15 protein-coding genes, 1 pseudogene and 1 riboswitch are annotated in these 17,964 nt (G+C 38.1%); of the genes and pseudogenes, 6 read left to right on the top strand and 10 right to left on the bottom strand.

Translation table 11 applies throughout. From position 1 onward, the window contains the following. The first annotated feature begins 47 nt into the window (after window positions 1-47). The 3 genes from CKY02_RS03195 to fbaB all read left to right on the top strand — a co-directional run bounded on the left by CKY02_RS03195 (window position 48) and on the right by fbaB (window position 4,727). Entirely contained in the window at window positions 48-392 is a 345-nt protein-coding gene (locus CKY02_RS03195; protein WP_011146999.1) for a YegP family protein, read from the top strand. 193 nt (window positions 393-585) lie between these two features. Continuing rightward, complete coding sequence (gene trhP, locus CKY02_RS03190; protein WP_112894194.1) at window positions 586-1,962, top strand: prephenate-dependent tRNA uridine(34) hydroxylase TrhP; 1,377 nt, start codon at window positions 586-588, stop codon at window positions 1,960-1,962. Between the two features lie 1,715 nt (window positions 1,963-3,677). Next, complete coding sequence (gene fbaB / locus CKY02_RS03180) at window positions 3,678-4,727, top strand: class I fructose-bisphosphate aldolase (protein ID WP_112894193.1); 1,050 nt, start codon at window positions 3,678-3,680, stop codon at window positions 4,725-4,727. 133 nt (window positions 4,728-4,860) lie between these two features. Here fbaB and thiD read toward each other — a convergent pair whose 3' ends face one another. Next, on the bottom strand, window positions 4,861-5,661 hold the full coding sequence (thiD, locus tag CKY02_RS03175; RefSeq protein WP_167405256.1) for a bifunctional hydroxymethylpyrimidine kinase/phosphomethylpyrimidine kinase: 801 nt from the start codon (window positions 5,659-5,661) through the stop codon (window positions 4,861-4,863). Window positions 5,662-5,826: 165 nt separating this feature from the next. Continuing rightward, window positions 5,827-5,919, bottom strand: a riboswitch (TPP riboswitch). Window positions 5,920-6,033: 114 nt separating this feature from the next. Beyond that, the gene (gene cspE, locus CKY02_RS03170) at window positions 6,034-6,243 is read right to left on the bottom strand and encodes a transcription antiterminator/RNA stability regulator CspE (protein ID WP_036781809.1); all 210 of its coding nucleotides are present in this window, start codon (window positions 6,241-6,243) and stop codon (window positions 6,034-6,036) included. Between the two features lie 600 nt (window positions 6,244-6,843). Here cspE and pagP point away from each other — a divergent pair. Continuing rightward, the gene (gene pagP / locus CKY02_RS03165; protein ID WP_112894192.1) at window positions 6,844-7,467 is read left to right on the top strand and encodes a lipid IV(A) palmitoyltransferase PagP; all 624 of its coding nucleotides are present in this window, start codon (window positions 6,844-6,846) and stop codon (window positions 7,465-7,467) included. Between the two features lie 148 nt (window positions 7,468-7,615). On the opposite strand, the gene CKY02_RS03160 is transcribed toward pagP, so the two are convergent. Next, the gene (locus CKY02_RS03160; protein ID WP_112894191.1) at window positions 7,616-8,995 is read right to left on the bottom strand and encodes an amino acid permease; all 1,380 of its coding nucleotides are present in this window, start codon (window positions 8,993-8,995) and stop codon (window positions 7,616-7,618) included. Window positions 8,996-9,164: 169 nt separating this feature from the next. After that, complete coding sequence (gene mgrB / locus CKY02_RS26860; protein WP_112877748.1) at window positions 9,165-9,308, bottom strand: PhoP/PhoQ regulatory lipoprotein MgrB; 144 nt, start codon at window positions 9,306-9,308, stop codon at window positions 9,165-9,167. Between the two features lie 316 nt (window positions 9,309-9,624). Between mgrB and CKY02_RS03150 the strand changes: the two genes are divergently transcribed. Beyond that, window positions 9,625-10,008 (top strand): helix-turn-helix domain-containing protein, encoded by a 384-nt coding sequence (locus tag CKY02_RS03150; RefSeq protein ID WP_112877749.1) that lies wholly within the window; start codon window positions 9,625-9,627, stop codon window positions 10,006-10,008. 217 nt (window positions 10,009-10,225) lie between these two features. Here CKY02_RS03150 and CKY02_RS03145 read toward each other — a convergent pair. The 3 genes and pseudogenes from CKY02_RS03145 to CKY02_RS24280 form a co-directional block, all read right to left on the bottom strand. Continuing rightward, a pseudogene (locus tag CKY02_RS03145) lies at window positions 10,226-10,558 on the bottom strand (EamA family transporter); the annotation flags it as partial. Between the two features lie 8 nt (window positions 10,559-10,566). Continuing rightward, complete coding sequence (locus CKY02_RS03140; RefSeq protein WP_112894190.1) at window positions 10,567-11,061, bottom strand: DUF2165 family protein; 495 nt, start codon at window positions 11,059-11,061, stop codon at window positions 10,567-10,569. A gap of 71 nt (window positions 11,062-11,132) precedes the next feature. Beyond that, window positions 11,133-11,273: a hypothetical protein gene (locus tag CKY02_RS24280; RefSeq protein WP_167405255.1), complete on the bottom strand. Its 141-nt coding sequence runs from the start codon at window positions 11,271-11,273 to the stop codon at window positions 11,133-11,135. A 136-nt stretch (window positions 11,274-11,409) separates the two neighbouring features. Between CKY02_RS24280 and CKY02_RS03135 the strand changes: the two genes are divergently transcribed. After that, window positions 11,410-11,838, top strand: a complete 429-nt coding sequence (locus CKY02_RS03135) for a DUF805 domain-containing protein (protein WP_112894189.1) — start codon at window positions 11,410-11,412, stop codon at window positions 11,836-11,838. 367 nt (window positions 11,839-12,205) lie between these two features. On the opposite strand, the gene CKY02_RS03130 is transcribed toward CKY02_RS03135, so the two are convergent. The 3 genes from CKY02_RS03130 to CKY02_RS03120 form a co-directional block, all read right to left on the bottom strand. Then, window positions 12,206-13,024 carry an N-acetylmuramoyl-L-alanine amidase gene (locus CKY02_RS03130; RefSeq protein ID WP_112894229.1) on the bottom strand — a complete coding sequence of 273 codons (819 nt, stop codon included), beginning with the start codon at window positions 13,022-13,024 and terminating at the stop codon, window positions 12,206-12,208. Window positions 13,025-13,275: 251 nt separating this feature from the next. Next, window positions 13,276-14,739 (bottom strand): alanine/glycine:cation symporter family protein, encoded by a 1,464-nt coding sequence (locus CKY02_RS03125; RefSeq protein WP_112877753.1) that lies wholly within the window; start codon window positions 14,737-14,739, stop codon window positions 13,276-13,278. Window positions 14,740-17,403: 2,664 nt separating this feature from the next. Further along, window positions 17,404-17,799: a hypothetical protein gene (locus CKY02_RS03120; RefSeq protein WP_112877754.1), complete on the bottom strand. Its 396-nt coding sequence runs from the start codon at window positions 17,797-17,799 to the stop codon at window positions 17,404-17,406. Between the last annotated feature and the right edge of the window lie 165 nt (window positions 17,800-17,964).

Genomic DNA, 17,964 nt, shown 5'->3' with positions numbered 1-17,964 from the left:
AATTCAGCTATATTAAAAATACTTACCTTTAATTGGAGGAATTTCTTATGGCTGTAGGTCATTATGATCTTAAGAGAACAAAAAACAAGCAGTATTACTTCAATTTAAAAGCATCAAACGGTGAAGTTATCCTTACCAGTGAAATGTATACTACCAAGGCAGCAGCGAATAAAGGAATTCGTTCTGTCCAAGCAAATTCACCAGCAGAAAAAAACTTCGAAATCAGAGAAAACAAATCTGGCAAGTCCTATTTCGTGCTGAAAGCGAGAAACTATCAAGTTATCGGCATCAGCGAATCTTACGATAACGAAGTGGCAGTCAAAAAAGGCATTCAATCTGCAATTAAACATGGCTCTAGCGTCAATGTTCGAGATCTGACAAAGTCAGAATAATATTTTTTCATGATAAACCGCACCTTATCAGTTGAAAGCTATCGTCAATTGATAAGGCGCTATTCATCGATCAACAGAACGTTTCGTGCTAATAAATTTGTATCCCCAACAAATTAAGCGTTAGAATCCCCAGCCTTATCCTTACTTTTTATAGTGAAAACTCATCTCAACTCAAACCGAGAATTTTTTAACCATGTTTACTCCAGAATTACTTTCCCCTGCCGGTTCGCTGAAAAATATGCGCTATGCTTTTGCCTATGGCGCAGATGCCGTATATGCTGGTCAACCACGTTACAGCCTGCGTGTCCGCAATAATGAATTTAATCACGAAAATCTGGCACTCGGCATTAAAGAAGCTCATGAACTTGGTAAGCGCTTTTACGTTGTGGTCAATATTGCTCCTCACAATGCCAAATTGAAAACTTTTATCCGTGATCTAAAGCCTGTCATTGATATGGGACCTGATGCTCTCATTATGTCTGATCCCGGACTGATTATGATGGTTCGTGAAGCTTTTCCTGAAATGGAAATTCATCTTTCCGTTCAAGCTAACGCGGTTAACTGGGCGACAGTAAAATTCTGGCAACAAATGGGACTAACACGGGTCATTCTTTCCCGTGAACTTTCACTGGATGAAATTAACGAGATTCGCCAGCAGGTTCCCGATATGGAACTGGAAGTTTTCGTACATGGCGCGTTGTGTATGGCTTATTCCGGTCGTTGCCTATTATCCGGCTATATTAATAAACGAGATCCCAATCAGGGAACCTGCACTAATGCCTGCCGTTGGGAATATCATGTCCAAGAAGGCAAAGAAGATGATATCGGTAATATTGTGCATATGCATGAACCGATACCGACAAAAAGTATCGAGCCAACATTGGGAAAAGGCACTCCAACAGATAAAGTATTTACGTTCGAAGAAGCAAAACGCCCTGGTGAATATATGTCAGCTTTCGAAGATGAACATGGTACTTACATCATGAATTCCAAAGATTTACGTGCAGTTGAACATGTTGAGCGATTAACTAAAATGGGTGTTCACTCTCTGAAAATCGAAGGACGAACAAAATCCTTCTATTACTGCGCTCGCACAGCACAAGTTTACCGCCGAGCCATTGATGATGCCGTTGCAGGGAAACCTTTTGATCCAACGCTGCTAACAACGTTAGAAGGACTTGCTCATCGCGGCTATACCGAAGGATTTTTGCGCCGTCATACCCATGATGCCTATCAGACTTATGAATACGGTTACTCGATATCCGATACCCAACAATTTGTTGGTGAATTTACAGGTGAGCGAGTCAACGGATTGGCTGAAGTTGCTGTCAAGAATAAATTCATGATCGGAGACCGTCTCGAATTAATGACACCATCAGGCAATATCCAGTTTACACTGGAAGCAATGCAGGATAAAAAAGGCCAACCAATGGAAGTTGCGCTTGGGGATGGGTATATTGCCTATTTACCAATTCCTAAACAAATTGATATTAATTACGCCTTATTAATACGTAATCTAAATGGTATTAATTCTCAATATCCTCAAACGAACCGAGACTCAGACAAATAATCATCAATATCCCCTCTTCACGATGATATATTTCTTTTTTTAGAAACAGATCACATCAATACTATTTTATTTACCGTAGTATTGTTGGTGAAAAATAAAAAATTAAAAAAGTTTTACAGTAAGACTAGGAACCACCTCCTTGGCCGGCTCAATCTCCCTTGAGCTGGCCTTTTCTTTTTCGCTCCGGGAAATAAAATCAACAAGTTACAGAATTCATTCACACGATTAATTAAATAGATAAATTTAACTATTAAATCGATGAATGTTTATATTCATGTGTTTCTGATACCCTGAATATTAATAAGAAAATATTTCTACTTATTGAAATATCACACTATCTAAAGAAATGTAATTAAAATTTTCCACTGTTTAATAATTCAGGAAATCCATCATATTTAGACCAAATATTATACAATTTGATAGAATTAATCAGGTAAAGATTATGAAAACAGATAATTACAATTTACTTATTGTTAAAACTATTAGTTCAACATTTACCTGACTATATCGACTTAATAACCCAAAACGGCTTTTGTTTCATATATCCACAACATAAATAAGGGTAAAATAGCCAAATCACCCCAAAGCTGATAAACGACAGCGCAGTACCTGTTACCCCCTCATAGAAATGAAGTTTAATCCCACAATAGGAGCTGCTTAGTAAACCAAAAGACAATAGAAACGCATTTTTACACCGGATCAGCATGAAAAATATCATCTAACAATAACATCAAGAAAAATCAGCTTACATCAACAGGTCCAATGACTTTATAAAAAATCGTTTGCAAGCAAGTTACTAAAGAGAAAACGTAATAATAAATTACTTTTGGTAAATGGAAGAAAACCAAAATATCACCATTCGCAATAGAAACATGAGAAATTTTTCATCCGTGAAAAAATCAAACTATATTGATGTATTTCTCAATCAGCTAATTGATTGATGAATACAATCAAAACTAAAAATTTAGTATAATTATTATTTTGTATTATTATCACTTTTACGAAAGAATAAATAACTATATTGACTGTTGCTTACAGGATTATATAGATTTAAAAATATTGACGTCAAAAATGGCTATTTACCATATAATGGTGCAACATAGTTATAAATAAATTGACAAAATAAAAAATTATTCACACAAATAATTAAAATCAATAAAATTTATATCTAATAGCGTTCAAAAAATATGAATACTCAACCTTATAAAACTTATTTAAATGATATAAAAACATATTAAATCTTTACAAAAAACTCATATAATAAAATAATCAGTTTAACGATAGAAAGAGAAAGCTATAAATAACACTCTTATTTATCGGTTAATTAAGTTATAGAAATAATATTATAACTCAATATTAATCAATAGGTTATTTATTACAAATAATAACCGTTACGTATATGAATTTAAAGTAATTCAGACAATCTGATCATAATTGAAAGAAAAATATCCATATATATACCCTATGGATTTCAAGATGCATCACGACGGCAAGGGAGTGAATCCCCGGGAGCATAGCTAATTATTTCACACCCATATCAATCATCTAAAGAATGGTCATGTCACTCTTACACTAAATAGCCACTTTCCTGGTAATAAAATTCTCTTTAAAATCCTACCTGAAGCGATCCACTACCACTTCCCTCCCAATATAACTTGTTATCCTAAAAAGGATAAATGACAATCGATAGCATCTTTTCATAACTGGAGTAAGACATGACTGATATCGCTAAGTTGTTAGGCAAAGATGCGGACAGTTTATTGCAACATCGTTGCAATACCATTCCGAGTGAAAATCTTTATCTGCCAGGCGCCGATTTTGTTGACCGCGTAATGATCGACAATAACCGACCCAATACGGTTCTGCGCTCCATGCAAACATTGTTAAATCATGGTCGCCTTGCAGGTACGGGTTATTTGTCTATTTTGCCGGTGGATCAAGGTGTAGAACATTCTGCTGCCGCTTCTTTTTCAGCAAACCCGCTCTATTTCGATCCAAAAAATATCGTTGAACTGGCTATTGAAGCCGGCTGTAACTGTGTTGCCTCTACTTATGGCGTGTTATCCGCTGTTTCTCGTCGTTATGCTCATAAGATCCCATTTCTGGTTAAACTGAACCACAATGAAACACTGAGCTATCCCGCTCAATATGATCAAACTTTATATGCTAGTGTTGAACAAGCATTCGATATGGGTGCTGTTGCCGTTGGAGCAACAATTTACTTTGGCTCTATTGAATCACGGCGTCAAATTGAGGAAATTTCAGCCGCCTTTAAACGGGCTCATGAATTGGGCATGGTAACGGTATTGTGGGCCTACCTACGTAATTCCGCCTTCAAAAAAGAGGGGGTAGATTATCACTCCAGTGCAGACCTCACAGGTCAGGCTAACCATTTAGCAGCCACGATCGGTGCCGATATCGTTAAACAAAAAATGGCCGAAAATAACGGCGGCTATACGGCGATTGGCTTTGGTCATACCGATAAACGTGTTTACACTAATTTGACTACCGATCATCCTATCGATCTGGTCCGTTATCAGATAGCTAACTGCTACATGGGTCGCGCCGGTATGATTAACTCGGGTGGTGCATCCGGTAATAATGATTTAAGTGACTCCGTTCGTACCGCCGTCATTAATAAACGCGCAGGCGGCATGGGGTTAATCCTCGGCCGTAAAGCTTTCAAAAAATCCATGAAAGAGGGTATTGAGCTGATTAATGCGGTTCAAGATGTCTATCTGGATAAGCAAGTGACTATCGCGTAAATAAAGCTTGTCGCCGGTGATAATGAATAGATCGTAAGTCGCTACCAACGTTGAGTTATCCTGTTCTCACAGCATAAACACCTAATTCATTATCACTTTCTCACCAAATCCCGAAAACACCAATCAGCTACTCTCACCACCACTGATGAAAATGGTGCACAGGCCCGATTCCTTTTCCTACATCTAACGAGTCCGCCTGTTCTAACGCCGCCTGGAGGTATGCTTTGGCAACAGGCAGTGTTGTCTGCCAATTCGAATAACGCGGACGCAAAGCAGCCAGTGCAGCGGAGAGCGTACATCCTGTTCCATGAGTATGACGAGTATTGATTCTGGGCGCAGTAAAACGCCATTCTCCCTCAACAGTAAATAGCCAATCAGGGCTTTCATGTTCTGTAAGGTGCCCGCCTTTCAGTAAAACGGCTTCGCATCCTAGCGATAATAGTTCACGCCCTTGTTTTTGCATGTCCATTTCGGTTTTTGCTACAGAGCATTTCAATATCGCTGCGGCTTCCGGCAAATTTGGGGTAATCAACGAAACCTTCGGTAATAATCGTTCAACAACCTCGGAAACCGCTTCCGGCGCCAACAACGGATCGCCACTTTTCGCAATCATTACCGTATCCAATACAACATAAGGAACGGCATAACGGCTTATTGTGTCGGCAACGACGGCAACATTGGCCGCATTGGATAACATGCCTATCTTAGCGCTATCAATTCTGATATCTGACAACACAGATTCAAGCTGTGCCGCAACAAAAGTAGGATCGATATCATAAACAGATTGCACACCACAGGTGTTTTGCGCAACAAGCGCGGTCATTACTGTTGTGCCATAAGCACCAAGTGCGGAGAAAGTTTTTAAGTCGGCTTGAATGCCAGCACCGCCACTAGGATCAGTGCCGGCAATTGTCAGTGAATTGATTCTCATCATAGGTACCCCTTCCAACCAGCAAAAGAAAAGCAAGTATATCCGTTATCTTTCAAGTTGCCTCTTTGTTGGCTGCACTCGCTCACCCCGGTCACATAGTTCGCTATGCTCCCGGGGATTCGCTCCCTTGCCGTCGCGATCCATCTTGAAATCCATAGGGTATATCAGGAAAAGACACCTCGACTTCCCTACGCTGGCATTATCCAGATCAGGTATTACGGGTTCATCTCAGCTCTGTGAAGAGCACCCCGAGTCAAAACAAAAACACCCTATCAGATAACTAACAGGGTGATATCGGTATATCATTGTTGCCAATAAAAAATCAAACAGACAACAAATTTACTTCGTCAATCCAAAATGATTGACAAAAAGAAGTTATGCTGTAGTAACGTTTGCCGCAGAAGGACCTTTCTGACCGTCCTGAATTTCAAACTCAACTTTTTGACCTTCGGCTAGAGTCTTGAAACCCTCGCTCTGAATAGCGCTAAAATGTACAAACACATCTTTGCTACCATCAGCCGGAGTAATAAAACCAAAACCTTTAGATTCGTTGAACCACTTTACAGTACCAGTGATTTTTGCCATTTTAAGAATTTCCTTCGGATCACTTAATTCTAATTCGCCGTTCGGCGCAACATAAAAACTAGAGCAAGTTGCTGCTATTAACAGAGCTGTATAACAGAACCATACCTCGTTTACCCGAACGATTTATCACATATTCTTAATATGATGGCAAGCCATTTTTTATCAGCTATGGAGCTAACGCACATATTTAAAATTCTTAACAACAATTATTGTTTAACATAGCTGCAAAAATTTGAAAAACCAAGGTTATCCTAATTAGCTTACAGTTTATCCACTCAACAAAACCCCAGATAACATAAATAATCCTAATTTATTTTGCCTGTCTTATTATTAGATTTTTTATATCTATAGTACGGTCATAGAGACCAATCTCTACTGTTTGAGTGAAAGAAAAAATCAACACATTCCCAATATTAGTTAACTAAAACATTAGTATTAAATATACCCAGTTAATACCTATTACATCTTAATATTAATTTTTCGTTTAACTTTTATTGAAAATAGCAAGAGTAGAATTCCTGAATTTAGACGTTTGTCATATTTTACGTGATACAAAGGATCTTCCCAATTTATGTTGTCGGGAAATTGGAGCAATAAATAATGAAATTTGATTTAACCGCAGCCTTTACCCTATCAGCCACTCTTTTAGTCTCATCAGGGACAGTGTTTGCAACAACGGCAGATACTGCTAACAAATCATTAGCAACCACTGAATCTCACACTCCGATCAGTTATGGCAACAATTCGAGCAGTTTATGGGAAAAATTCAACAATAATGTCGCTCTCACCTGGGATGCACCCAACAATGAACTTTATCTGCCGGTAATTACTTGGCATAACAGACATACCTACGATAAAGAGAAAACCGATAAATATAATGAGCGGCCCTGGGGTTTCGGCTATGGTAAATATCGTTACGACGAAGACAACGATTGGCATTCCCTTTATGCAATGGCTTTTATGGATTCTCATAACCGTTTGGAACCCATCGTTGGCTATGGATTTCAGAAGATGTGGATACCCGGTGATTTAGATGGTTTCCGAATGGGAATTGGTTTCACTCTGAGCGTTACAGCTCGTCATGATTATTATTATGTCCCTATTCCACTCCCATTACCGTTATTCTCCATAGAATATGATCGGTTATCGTTTCAAGGAACGTATATTCCCGGCACATATAACAACGGTAATGTACTCTTCGCCTGGTTACGTTGGCAGTGGTAACCGGATAAAAAATACCAGGCTGCGTGACATCACGCCTGGTATTTTTATAGTGATAATCCAAGTATACCCGTTATCTTTCAAGTTGCCTCTTTGTTGGCTGCACTCCCTTGCCGTCGCGATGCATCTTGAAATCCATAGGGTATGGATATTATCCCTGAGCTTCTGTTTTCATTTTATTACGGCGAGAATGGGACATTAAAAACCCGATCCATAACACCCCCACCCAGAATGGCATCAGGATAACTGAAATACGGATGCTATCCATCATCAAAATAATGACAAGTATAAAAGCAAGGAAAACCAGACACAGATAATTGCCGAATGGATACCAAAACGCCTTAAATGACGGCTCTATCCCCTGTTTAACTTTTTCTGCCCGGAATTTTAAATGCGCCATACAGATCATGACCCAATTAATCACCAACGTTGTTACCACTAACGCCATTAATAACTCAAATGCTTTGCCCGGCATCACATAATTAATCAATACGCCAATGGACGTTGCCAAAGCAGACATGACAATGGCTCTGATAGGAACACCACTTTCATTAACTTTTGTCAACATTCCAGGAGCATTGCCTTGTTTTGCTAAACCGTACAGCATCCGACTGTTGCAATACACACCGCTGTTATAAACAGACAATGCGGCTGTTAGGACAACAATATTCAGAATGTTAGCCACCCAGAAACTATCCAGGTTATGAAAAATCATAACAAACGGGCTTTCACCTTCAACGACATTGCCCCACGGGTAAAGCGACAATAACACAGTCAGAGAACCAATATAGAAAATCAATATTCTGTATACCACCTGATTGGTGGCCTTAGGAATGCTGATACGTGGATTTTCCGCTTCTGCTGCGGTAATACCCACCAGTTCCAATCCACCAAAAGAGAACATGATGACAGCCATTGCCATAATAAGGCTGAAGATCCCATTAGGCATAAAGCCACCATGCTGCCAAAGGTTAGTAATGCTGGCCTGAGGCCCACCATTTCCGCTGACTAACAGGTAAGAACCAAAAACAATCATACAGATAATTGCGGTCACTTTAATGATGGAAAACCAAAATTCTGTTTCACCATATAACCGGACATTAATTAAATTTACCGTATTGATTAAAACAAAGAAGACGGTTGCAGAAACCCAGGTTGGAATATCAGGCCACCAATAGTGGATGTACATTCCCACAGCCGTTAATTCAGCCATTCCGACCAGAGTAAACATCGCCCAATAATTCCAGCCTGATAAAAACCCGGGAAAATCGCCCCAATATTTATACGCAAAATGACTAAACGACCCCGCTACTGGCTCCTCGACTACCATCTCTCCTAGCTGACGCATAATCAGAAATGCAATAAAGCCTGCGATAGCGTATCCTAAAATTACGGAGGGGCCAGCCATTTTTATAGTTTGTGCAATACCGAGAAACAACCCAGTCCCGACAGACCCCCCCAAAGCAATAAGTTGAATATGCCGGTTTTTTAAACCGCGTTTAAGTGTTGACCGCTGCGATTGTCCTGCCATCTTGTCCTCTTGATACAACTTCTATCTTGTTATTAGTGGGAAAACAACCGCTTCCCCTTATCTGCTTTATTCAAAGCAAACAAAACACTAGCTTTAAAGGGTGGATATCGAAGATATATGTTAGCACAGATATATGATGGGAAAATGGCTGATGAGTATCAGCAACTAATCAGAAAGGCAGATATCGAGTCACAGAACAAATACCTGAATCAAACTGTTCCCCCTGATCACAATAGCTATCCAAAGCTAACAGGTACAAGAACAGACATATTCCAAGTAATACTAAGATTGCAATGGTTTTTTTTATGTCCAATTCTATTTCCTTCAAGTTCGGTCAGAACGCAATACGTTAAGAATAAAGTTGAAAAATGATATTTTACAACAATGAAACAAGAAAAATATTCATCCTGTGCTTTCATTGTGAAAAAATCGAACCGGCAACAGTATGCATGCTAACAATGTAATCAGAACGCATTTAAACAAATACTAACCATGTGGATTCTATTCACTATAACAAAAAAATCAATTGTCACATTCAGTTACAATTTAAATCGTTATGTCAAGGCTTTGTCATCTTTAGAAAAAGTTGTGTATACTTCCTTTCACTTTCAACCAGAACAAAATTGTTAATGCCACAGGATAATCACTTAGCACTTGTATGTGCTCTCAGCAAATGGATTGAGAATCACCTTGGCCGGGTAATCCACCTGGAAGAACTGGCAACTTACTCCGGTTACTCGCTTTGGCACATGCAGAAAATATTCAAGGAAGTCACCGGAATTTCTCTTGGTAAATATATCCGCCAGCGACGCCTGGCCGGCGCTGTTCATCTTTTAAGAAACAGCGCTTTGCCTATTTTTGATATCGCCTTAGATTTCGGCTTTGGCTCTCAGTCTCATTTCACTTATATGTTCCGCAAAGAGTATGGCATAACTCCCTATGATTTCCGGCAGAATCCAGAGATTGAGCTCGAAGTTAAATTACCTCTGCATTTCACGACTAACTGTTCGTGACACGGTAACCAGAGAACAACATTGAAACGGGCAATTACCCAACAAATGCAACTGTGCTTTCCGGCGAAAGACAAAGAGCTTCAACCTTTGTGTTCTGACCTTTTATTTGATGCCAGACACAATTTATTTGATGCCAGACACAATACTTCCCTTAACAAGGCTCTCTGAGTTTCATGGTTAGATGGACAGAGAGCTCTGTCGAATTTTTTAACGGCCCCGGCCATAGGTAGTTAACCATACCCAACTCAATTGCTTGAGCACGATTATTGGCAAAGCCTAATGTAAGTGATAAACAGATTTCATAACTGACAAATAACAGACTACCAAGCCACAAATAGACTCTGGGAAAAGCGCTGATTTTTGGGAAGCCTATTAGCAGAATCAGAAAAATTGACCCAACAGTATAAATCAGTGCCGCGCCACCTACAGGCCCAAAATCCTCACTCACATTTCTTATCAACCCAACGATTGTACTCCACAATACAATCGCCAATATTCCGTACAGGGTCGCTTTGTGTTGTTCTATCCTTGTTTTCACATCTATCCCCATATTTATTCTTATTCTTGTTCTTTGTCATACTGAATTAAATAAATCAGTACCAGAATGATAGTGATAAAAAAATGGAAAGCACTAGATACACCGTCCCATTGTTTGGACATCCACATCCCAAACCATTCGCCACCAATTGTCATAAATGCCACCTGCCAAGTCAAGAATCCCAAGGTCAGACCAGCTATCGCAATAGATTTCTTTTTATTAAAGACAGCAGCGTTAGATTTTAAATTCGCCAGTAAATGAATACCGCCAATCCAACATAACACTGCCGTTAAAGTTTCTAAAGAAATAATGACAATATAACCAATGTGGTGTAGCAACGGTGAATGAATTGCACGATAGGTAATAGTTGTATCTGGGAAAATAGTATCCATCATTAATACATGCTGTACAAATGCGAAATTAGTCGCATAGTCTGTAATATTGCCAAAAGCCGCTAATGTCGCAAACAAAGCTATTGCAAAAATCATCAAAGTCTTAGATAAGCGAATAATCATTTGTCAAGTCCTCAAAGAATGGTTTTAGCGCCGAAAAGATCATAAAGAACACAAACTATACCCTATGGATTTCAAGGTGCATCGCGACGGCAAGGGAGCGAATTCCCGGGAGCATAGATAACTATGTGACCAGAGTGACCGGGATAAGTGAGTGCAGCCAACAAAGAGGCAACTTGAAAGATAACGGGTATATCATATAATCTAACAATCATCACCCTATTTCCACATATTTAATCATAGAATTACGTTTAAAATATTTTCATCTAAAATCTGACTGATATTTTTCTGTTCATACTATCATTAGATCAGTTATTATCTGATCCATTATTATTTACCTGACTATTATTTATGAACGATTCTCTAGCTGGTTCAATAAAAAGCTATTTCAGCCAAAAATTGAGTAGAAAAGATTATATTATTAGTTTTATTAAAATAGCGATTATTTTCGGAATATTAATCTTTCTCTCTGGTTACCTAGCAGAAAACAATTATGCCGCCCACATGAAATATGAGTTATCAGTGTGGTTGTATATGATCTCTATTGGCCTATGGGCAATGTGCTCCTTCGCTACGGTTTACTATTTAATCATGAAAACAGCTTACAGATTCAATGACGTGGGGTTATATGGCTGGCTAATCTCTATTTTTATTTACCTGTGCAGTGTGTTACCAAACTATTTTCCCGACAAAATAATAATGTATTCACCCTTTATCAGCCTAATTGGGATTATTCTTGCATTTATTCTGCCAGGAGGAAAAAATCATAATAAAGAGTAATATTTTCTCCATATCGCAAAAATTTAATTTAATCTGACTATTACTTAAAATAGTAATAGTCATTATAAAATAAATCGACGATTATTTATATACATTGGATATTTTATTACTTAGCCATCACCTTACTTCTATTGCTATTTCTCACCACAATCTACTATATCGAAAGCAATCGTGCGTTAAAATAGCGACAGTTGGAAAGATGTGATCAACAACTGCCGAGGTAAGGCTGTTACTACAGTTAAAACAAAGTGAAGAAAAGTTCGAAGAATAGATCATGAAAATTTATAGAGTTTATGAGAAAAACCATGCCATAAAAGTCACTCCAATAAAGTTCTTTCCATGGCACGATCTCACAAGATAGTGAAAACTATTTTTTATATTTCTCAACCAGAGCCAGAGCTATTGATTCAGTTTGTGCATCAGGATTACCACTGATGTCATCTGGCCTGAAATGCATCTGGAATGCACTGATGGTCTTACGGGTATCTTCATCAAGCACACCCGTTTGTGGAATGGTGTAGCCATATTTAGCCAATGTCTTCTGGATTAACTCAACAGAAGCACCATCATGCCATTTTCTACCAGCCATATATTTTTCAACGGTTGCATCTTCAGGCCAAGCACCAATACCCTGCTCCGCCAAATTCTTCCAAGGGAAAAGTTTGCCTGGATCATACTTTCTCAAAGGCGCAATATCACTGTGACCAACGACATTAATAGGTTCAATGCCATAACGCTGAATAATATCTTTCGCCAAACGCGTTAATAGATCGATCTGTTGCTCATTAAAAGGATACCACTCTTTCTCAAGTAACATTTCCGTAAATCCCTTATTAACAATTTCAATGCCAATCGAAGTGTCATTCAAGTCTTTCCGACCATTCCATCCACTAACACCAGCATGCCACGCCCTCTTATTTTCAGGAACCAGTTGTAGAATAACAGGCTTTCCTCTCACATAATTCGGTAACGATGGGATCAAATAATGAGCACTAACACCACCCTGAGTGAGTATACGTAAAGAATCTTTATCATCAACAGCGGTATAGTGGAACACCAAAAACCTTACTCTGTCATTTTGACCTTGCGAAGGAAAAGAGCTATCAACTTTATAAGCGCCCCGATCTTCCAGGTTGGAACACCCCGCCAATAGCATAAATAAGCCAACCAATATGATTTTCTTCATCATTTCCCTGTCCCACCTATTAATTGAAAGCAAGATAATAACACAAAGAAATCAAATGAATACAAAATAAAATTTATGTTTTACATGATTTTTTCATAAAACTATAGGTTTTGTTCTTGACATAAAGCACAAATGAAGATGCCTTATTCCCATAACTTAGATGGAAATAAGGCAAAAATAACAAATGAAACGTGAAAGGCTGTCAGCCGCTAGGTTGTTAAATCGTACTAACCATACTTTGTTCTAGCATTTTACTTGTGACCAGCCGCTTGGTTCGATTTAGCAAGATTTGCCGTTTCTTCCCAAATACCGACTTCGACCTTTTTCTGAATTTCAGGATACTGATTAATATCAAATGTCGGTAACTTACCGACACGTCTCTGTTGGTTGTAATCTTTCGCGAGTTTAAATGCGACGCCAGAAAGCAACAAGATAGCGGTCAGATTGGTAATTGCCATCAATGCCATAGACAAATCAGCCATTTTCCAAACTAAAGGCAATTCAGCCAACGCACCAAACATCACCATACCCAACGCCGCCAGACGTAAGATCATCAAGCCCGCAGTATGATTACGTTCAAGGAATACGATATTGCTTTCAGCATAAGCATAATTCGCAATGATTGATGTGAATGCGAAAAAGAAGATAGCCAGTGCAATAAATTCAGATCCCCAATCACCGACAGCGGAAGACAATGCCCGCTGAGTCAATTCTATTCCACTTATTCCTGAAATATTGCCATCAAGCACACCCGATGACAGGATGATAACAGCAGTAGCGCTACAGATAACCAGAGTATCCATAAAAACACCTAGCATTTGCACATAACCCTGAGATGCTGGATGAGGAGGATATGGAGAAGCAGAAGCAGCAGCATTGGGTGCTGACCCCATCCCGGCTTCATTTGAAAACAACCCGCGTTGAACACCTTGTGTCATCGCCTGAGCAACACCATAACCAACGGTTCCTGCAACTGCTTCCTGCAAACCGAATGCGCTTTTGAAAATCAATGCAAACACTTCCGGCATTCGTTCAAAGTTATGCCCGACGACCCAGAACGCCAAAATCAGATAAGCTATCGCCATAAAAGGGACAACTAATTCTGCAACCCGAGCAATAGAACGCAAGCCACCAAAAATAATGGCCCCGCTAAGAATCACCAAACCGATGCCGACATACAAAGGATCAAAATTAAATGCAAAAGCAGCAGCCTGAACAATGGAATTTGCCTGAACAGCATTAAATACCAGACCAAAAGCAATAATAAGAAATATGGAGAACATAACGCCCATCCAGCGTACTCCAAGCCCCTTTTCCATATAGTAGGCCGGACCACCGCGGTAATTCCCCTTATCGTCTTTTGTCTTGTACAGCTGGGCAAGTGTACTCTCAATAAAAGAGGTTGCCATTCCAATCAGAGCAACCATCCACATCCAAAAAATGGCGCCAGGCCCACCAGCCGTTAAGGCGATTGCCACACCAGTAAGGTTACCGGTACCAACCCGTGCAGCCAAGCTGGTACACAGAGCCTGGAATGATGAAATACCCGCACTGTCAGATTTTTTACTGTTTTTCAATACTGAAAACATGTGCCCAAAATGACGAATCTGTATAAAACCTGTGCGTATAGTGAAGTAAATACCAGCCCCAAGAAGAAGATAAATCAATACGGAGCCCCAAAGGATACTGTTAAAAAAGCTAATTAGTTCCGTCAAGATATTTTTCCCCTTAAATTAGTAAACCCAGTCTGACCATAAAATCGTATCCGGCAGAATTCATTGCGCTTAATATGCCTTTATAATTAACAAGTAACACAATGCTGTATAAAAAAACACAGAGATACTGGTCAGAAAAACGCTATGAATGTAACACAAGTTTGAAATTAATGTGTAATGTTTACTGACCTTTTTACATTATCCATCAGATTAAATGAATGTTTGGTGTACTGTTTTTGACTGATAGTTAATAGATATGTCATTCAATCGACTATTGCCCGTCAGTCACTTCATACACTTTTGGCTATGCCTCCTATCAGTGATTCACAACAAGCTGTGACTCACAACAACTGCATATATGAAATCCGTTACTCTAAATAAGATTCCAAAATAGTGCTACATCTTATACTACCCATAATTCTATGTATAACAATGAGTTGAAAACGGCCATGTGTAGCAGAATTATGAAACGTTATTTAGCCCTCATACAAGTAAAAGAAGTTCTACCAATGAACCGTTTGTTAATTAAGTCAACAACCCATTAATATCAAGAAAAAAAATTCAAAAATCAGATATTGTGATTAATTTTGTGAGCAGATTATCAGCTTTAACAAAAAAACCCTCATTAATTTAGAAAATTTCGCATAGTGACATTTATCACATAAAACATTAAAAATCAAAAAGATAAAAAAACTCTCTTATCGGATCACAATGAAATACCAACACGTATACTCAATGTAGAAAATATCATCCCAATAAATAACATAACATGCAAAAAACGAATAAACATCTCAACCTATATCTGACATTTATCTGCAGGCTTCCTCAGTCACAAGAACAAATGATATTTTTCTCTTAGCTATTTGTGTTAAGTTATCATTAACATTAAAAAGTTTTTAACGAATGTTCACTACTTCTTTATTTGATTATAACGAATACATTTCTGCTTATTTATCTATTCTCTGAATATATTCAAATATATATCTAATGGTTCTCATTATTTTATTCTCTATAAGATGATTGTCTAATATTTCCACAAACGGATTAAAATAAAACAACAATAAAACCGAGATAATAAGATCCTTTTTTATAAAAGATCGAGCAGTACTTTGATTACCTGCCAGATAGGCCAAACCTTTAACAAAATTTGTAGAAAATTTGCTGAATGAGCAACAGAATTCTAAGTAAAATCGGGTACACTGCAAACCAAAATCATTACAATGATATTACCACTTTAAATTTCCCTAAGACCGGATACTACAAGCACAGATGTCTTGGATAAATCACAAAAACGCAAGGCTTAACTTTGACAATTTACCGTGATGGTCAGTTAGAGACAGTTTAACCCAAATCACGCCTATCATTTTGTTACAATAACTCGTTGAATACCTATATACCCCATGGATTTCAAGATGCATCGCGACGGCAAGGGAGTAAATCCCCGGGAGCATAGCGAACTATGTGACCGGAGTGAGCGAGTGCAACCAACAAAGAGGCAACTTGAAAGATAACGGGTATAAACATCAAAATCCTCTCAACACAGTTACATGATCAATCGCCATCTCATTAGACTATAAAAACAACAGGCTTAACCCAACTATACATAGTTAAAACCAACTTTTACTTTACATTATATTAACATTATGTTTTAATTCCATTAAAATATTATTTCATATTAAAACTATATTGCGAAAAATATGAAAAAACTTCTCTCATATGCAACATAAAACTGGATCTTTTATTATCTACTGCTAATATTTTCATTTGTTATCTTTTACAAAAAAAATATGTTTATGAAGTTAATATTGTATAAATATCTCACTTTTATTCTAAATGCATAATTTAAACAATATACGTTGAGGTTATGAATGATGTTAAGAAGAAAAAGGAAGAATCCCACTGATAACAATTTACCTATAAGAGTCTATCGTGGGAGATCTAAATATGAATATCACCCTCCATCAGGAGGTTCAATATCCATTTGTTGTTTAAGTTCACCATTATCTGTCGTTTGGGAGGAATATGAAAAAATTCTTAATAAGGAAAAACAATAACTAAATAATAATATTTCAAATATTATACAGTAAGTACTTTATTTACAGTTATAAAACCAGCGGGAGAACAAACTCCCGTTAGCGGTTTTGCCTAAATACACCAATAATAAAGATTTTTACACGCTATTAAATTAACTATCCAGTTTTAACTTCTCATATCTACTTATCGTTCATCAAACCAAGCTAATCATCCAACTCCTTCTCAAGATAGAAATTTTAAGTCTCCTACTTTGGTTGGCATGAAAACTCTCATCGGATTATTGGAAAAAAATGGCCAAATATTTGCCATAAGTTCGCAATTCTCTACAAATTTAGAAGATTGCGAATTGCACTCGATGAGAACTAGCACGAGCAGCATTTAGCCAATGAGAAGTAGGATTCAATACGGATCCATGATATGCCTCCACGCTGCCTTATATTCAAGCTTTAAACGAGCTTTCGCGCGGTTCTGCACTGCCCCAAAAGTTGATCATCCGAGCAAAGAAATTCAACACAGCTCAGACCATTTCAGTATGAGCTGGAAAACACCGTAGCAAAAGGCAATGAAAAAGGGAGGAAATAATGGATAGAAGAATGAGTTAGCAGTAACTTGCTTGCAAGAGGTTGCAAGTTACTGGATAACAGCCACCGCCTTAAAAATATATTCTTTGAATAGCAACGCCAGCGCCGCAGCAACAATAAACCATTGAAGTCGATCAAATTTACCTTCAAGTTTATCAAAACGCTTATCTATGGATTCAAAACGCTTATCCATAACATCAAAACGTTTATCAATAGATTCGAAGCGTCTATCTATTAATTCGAATCGCTTATCAATAGATTCAAAACGTTTATCAATAGATTCAAAGCGTTTATCAAGTGATGCAAAGTTAACCTCGGTCTCACGGCGCAGATTATCCACACTTTCCTGAGTTGCAAGATGTTGCATATTCTGCCCGCGATGTAAGAGAGCATTCAGTACATCACTCGTACTAAACTCTATTTTTTTATCATCTGAGCTACTCATCTTTTACCCCCTCTCCCTATCAGACAGAACGAATATTAACCTCAGTATACACTCTGCCATACATGACTTGCAAAATTTTACGCTTAATAAAACAACAATATATACCTTTAAGTACTTGAGATTTTCCAATTAAGGCTATAAAGCATAAAAAGGTAAAAACGACAG

It is taken from the genome of Photorhabdus bodei (assembly GCF_003287735.1).
In the GTDB taxonomy this organism is placed as follows: Bacteria; Pseudomonadota; Gammaproteobacteria; order Enterobacterales; family Enterobacteriaceae; genus Photorhabdus; species Photorhabdus kayaii.
The sequence above is the reverse complement of the archived record's forward strand: the minus strand, read 5'-3'. Positions and strand labels throughout refer to the sequence as shown.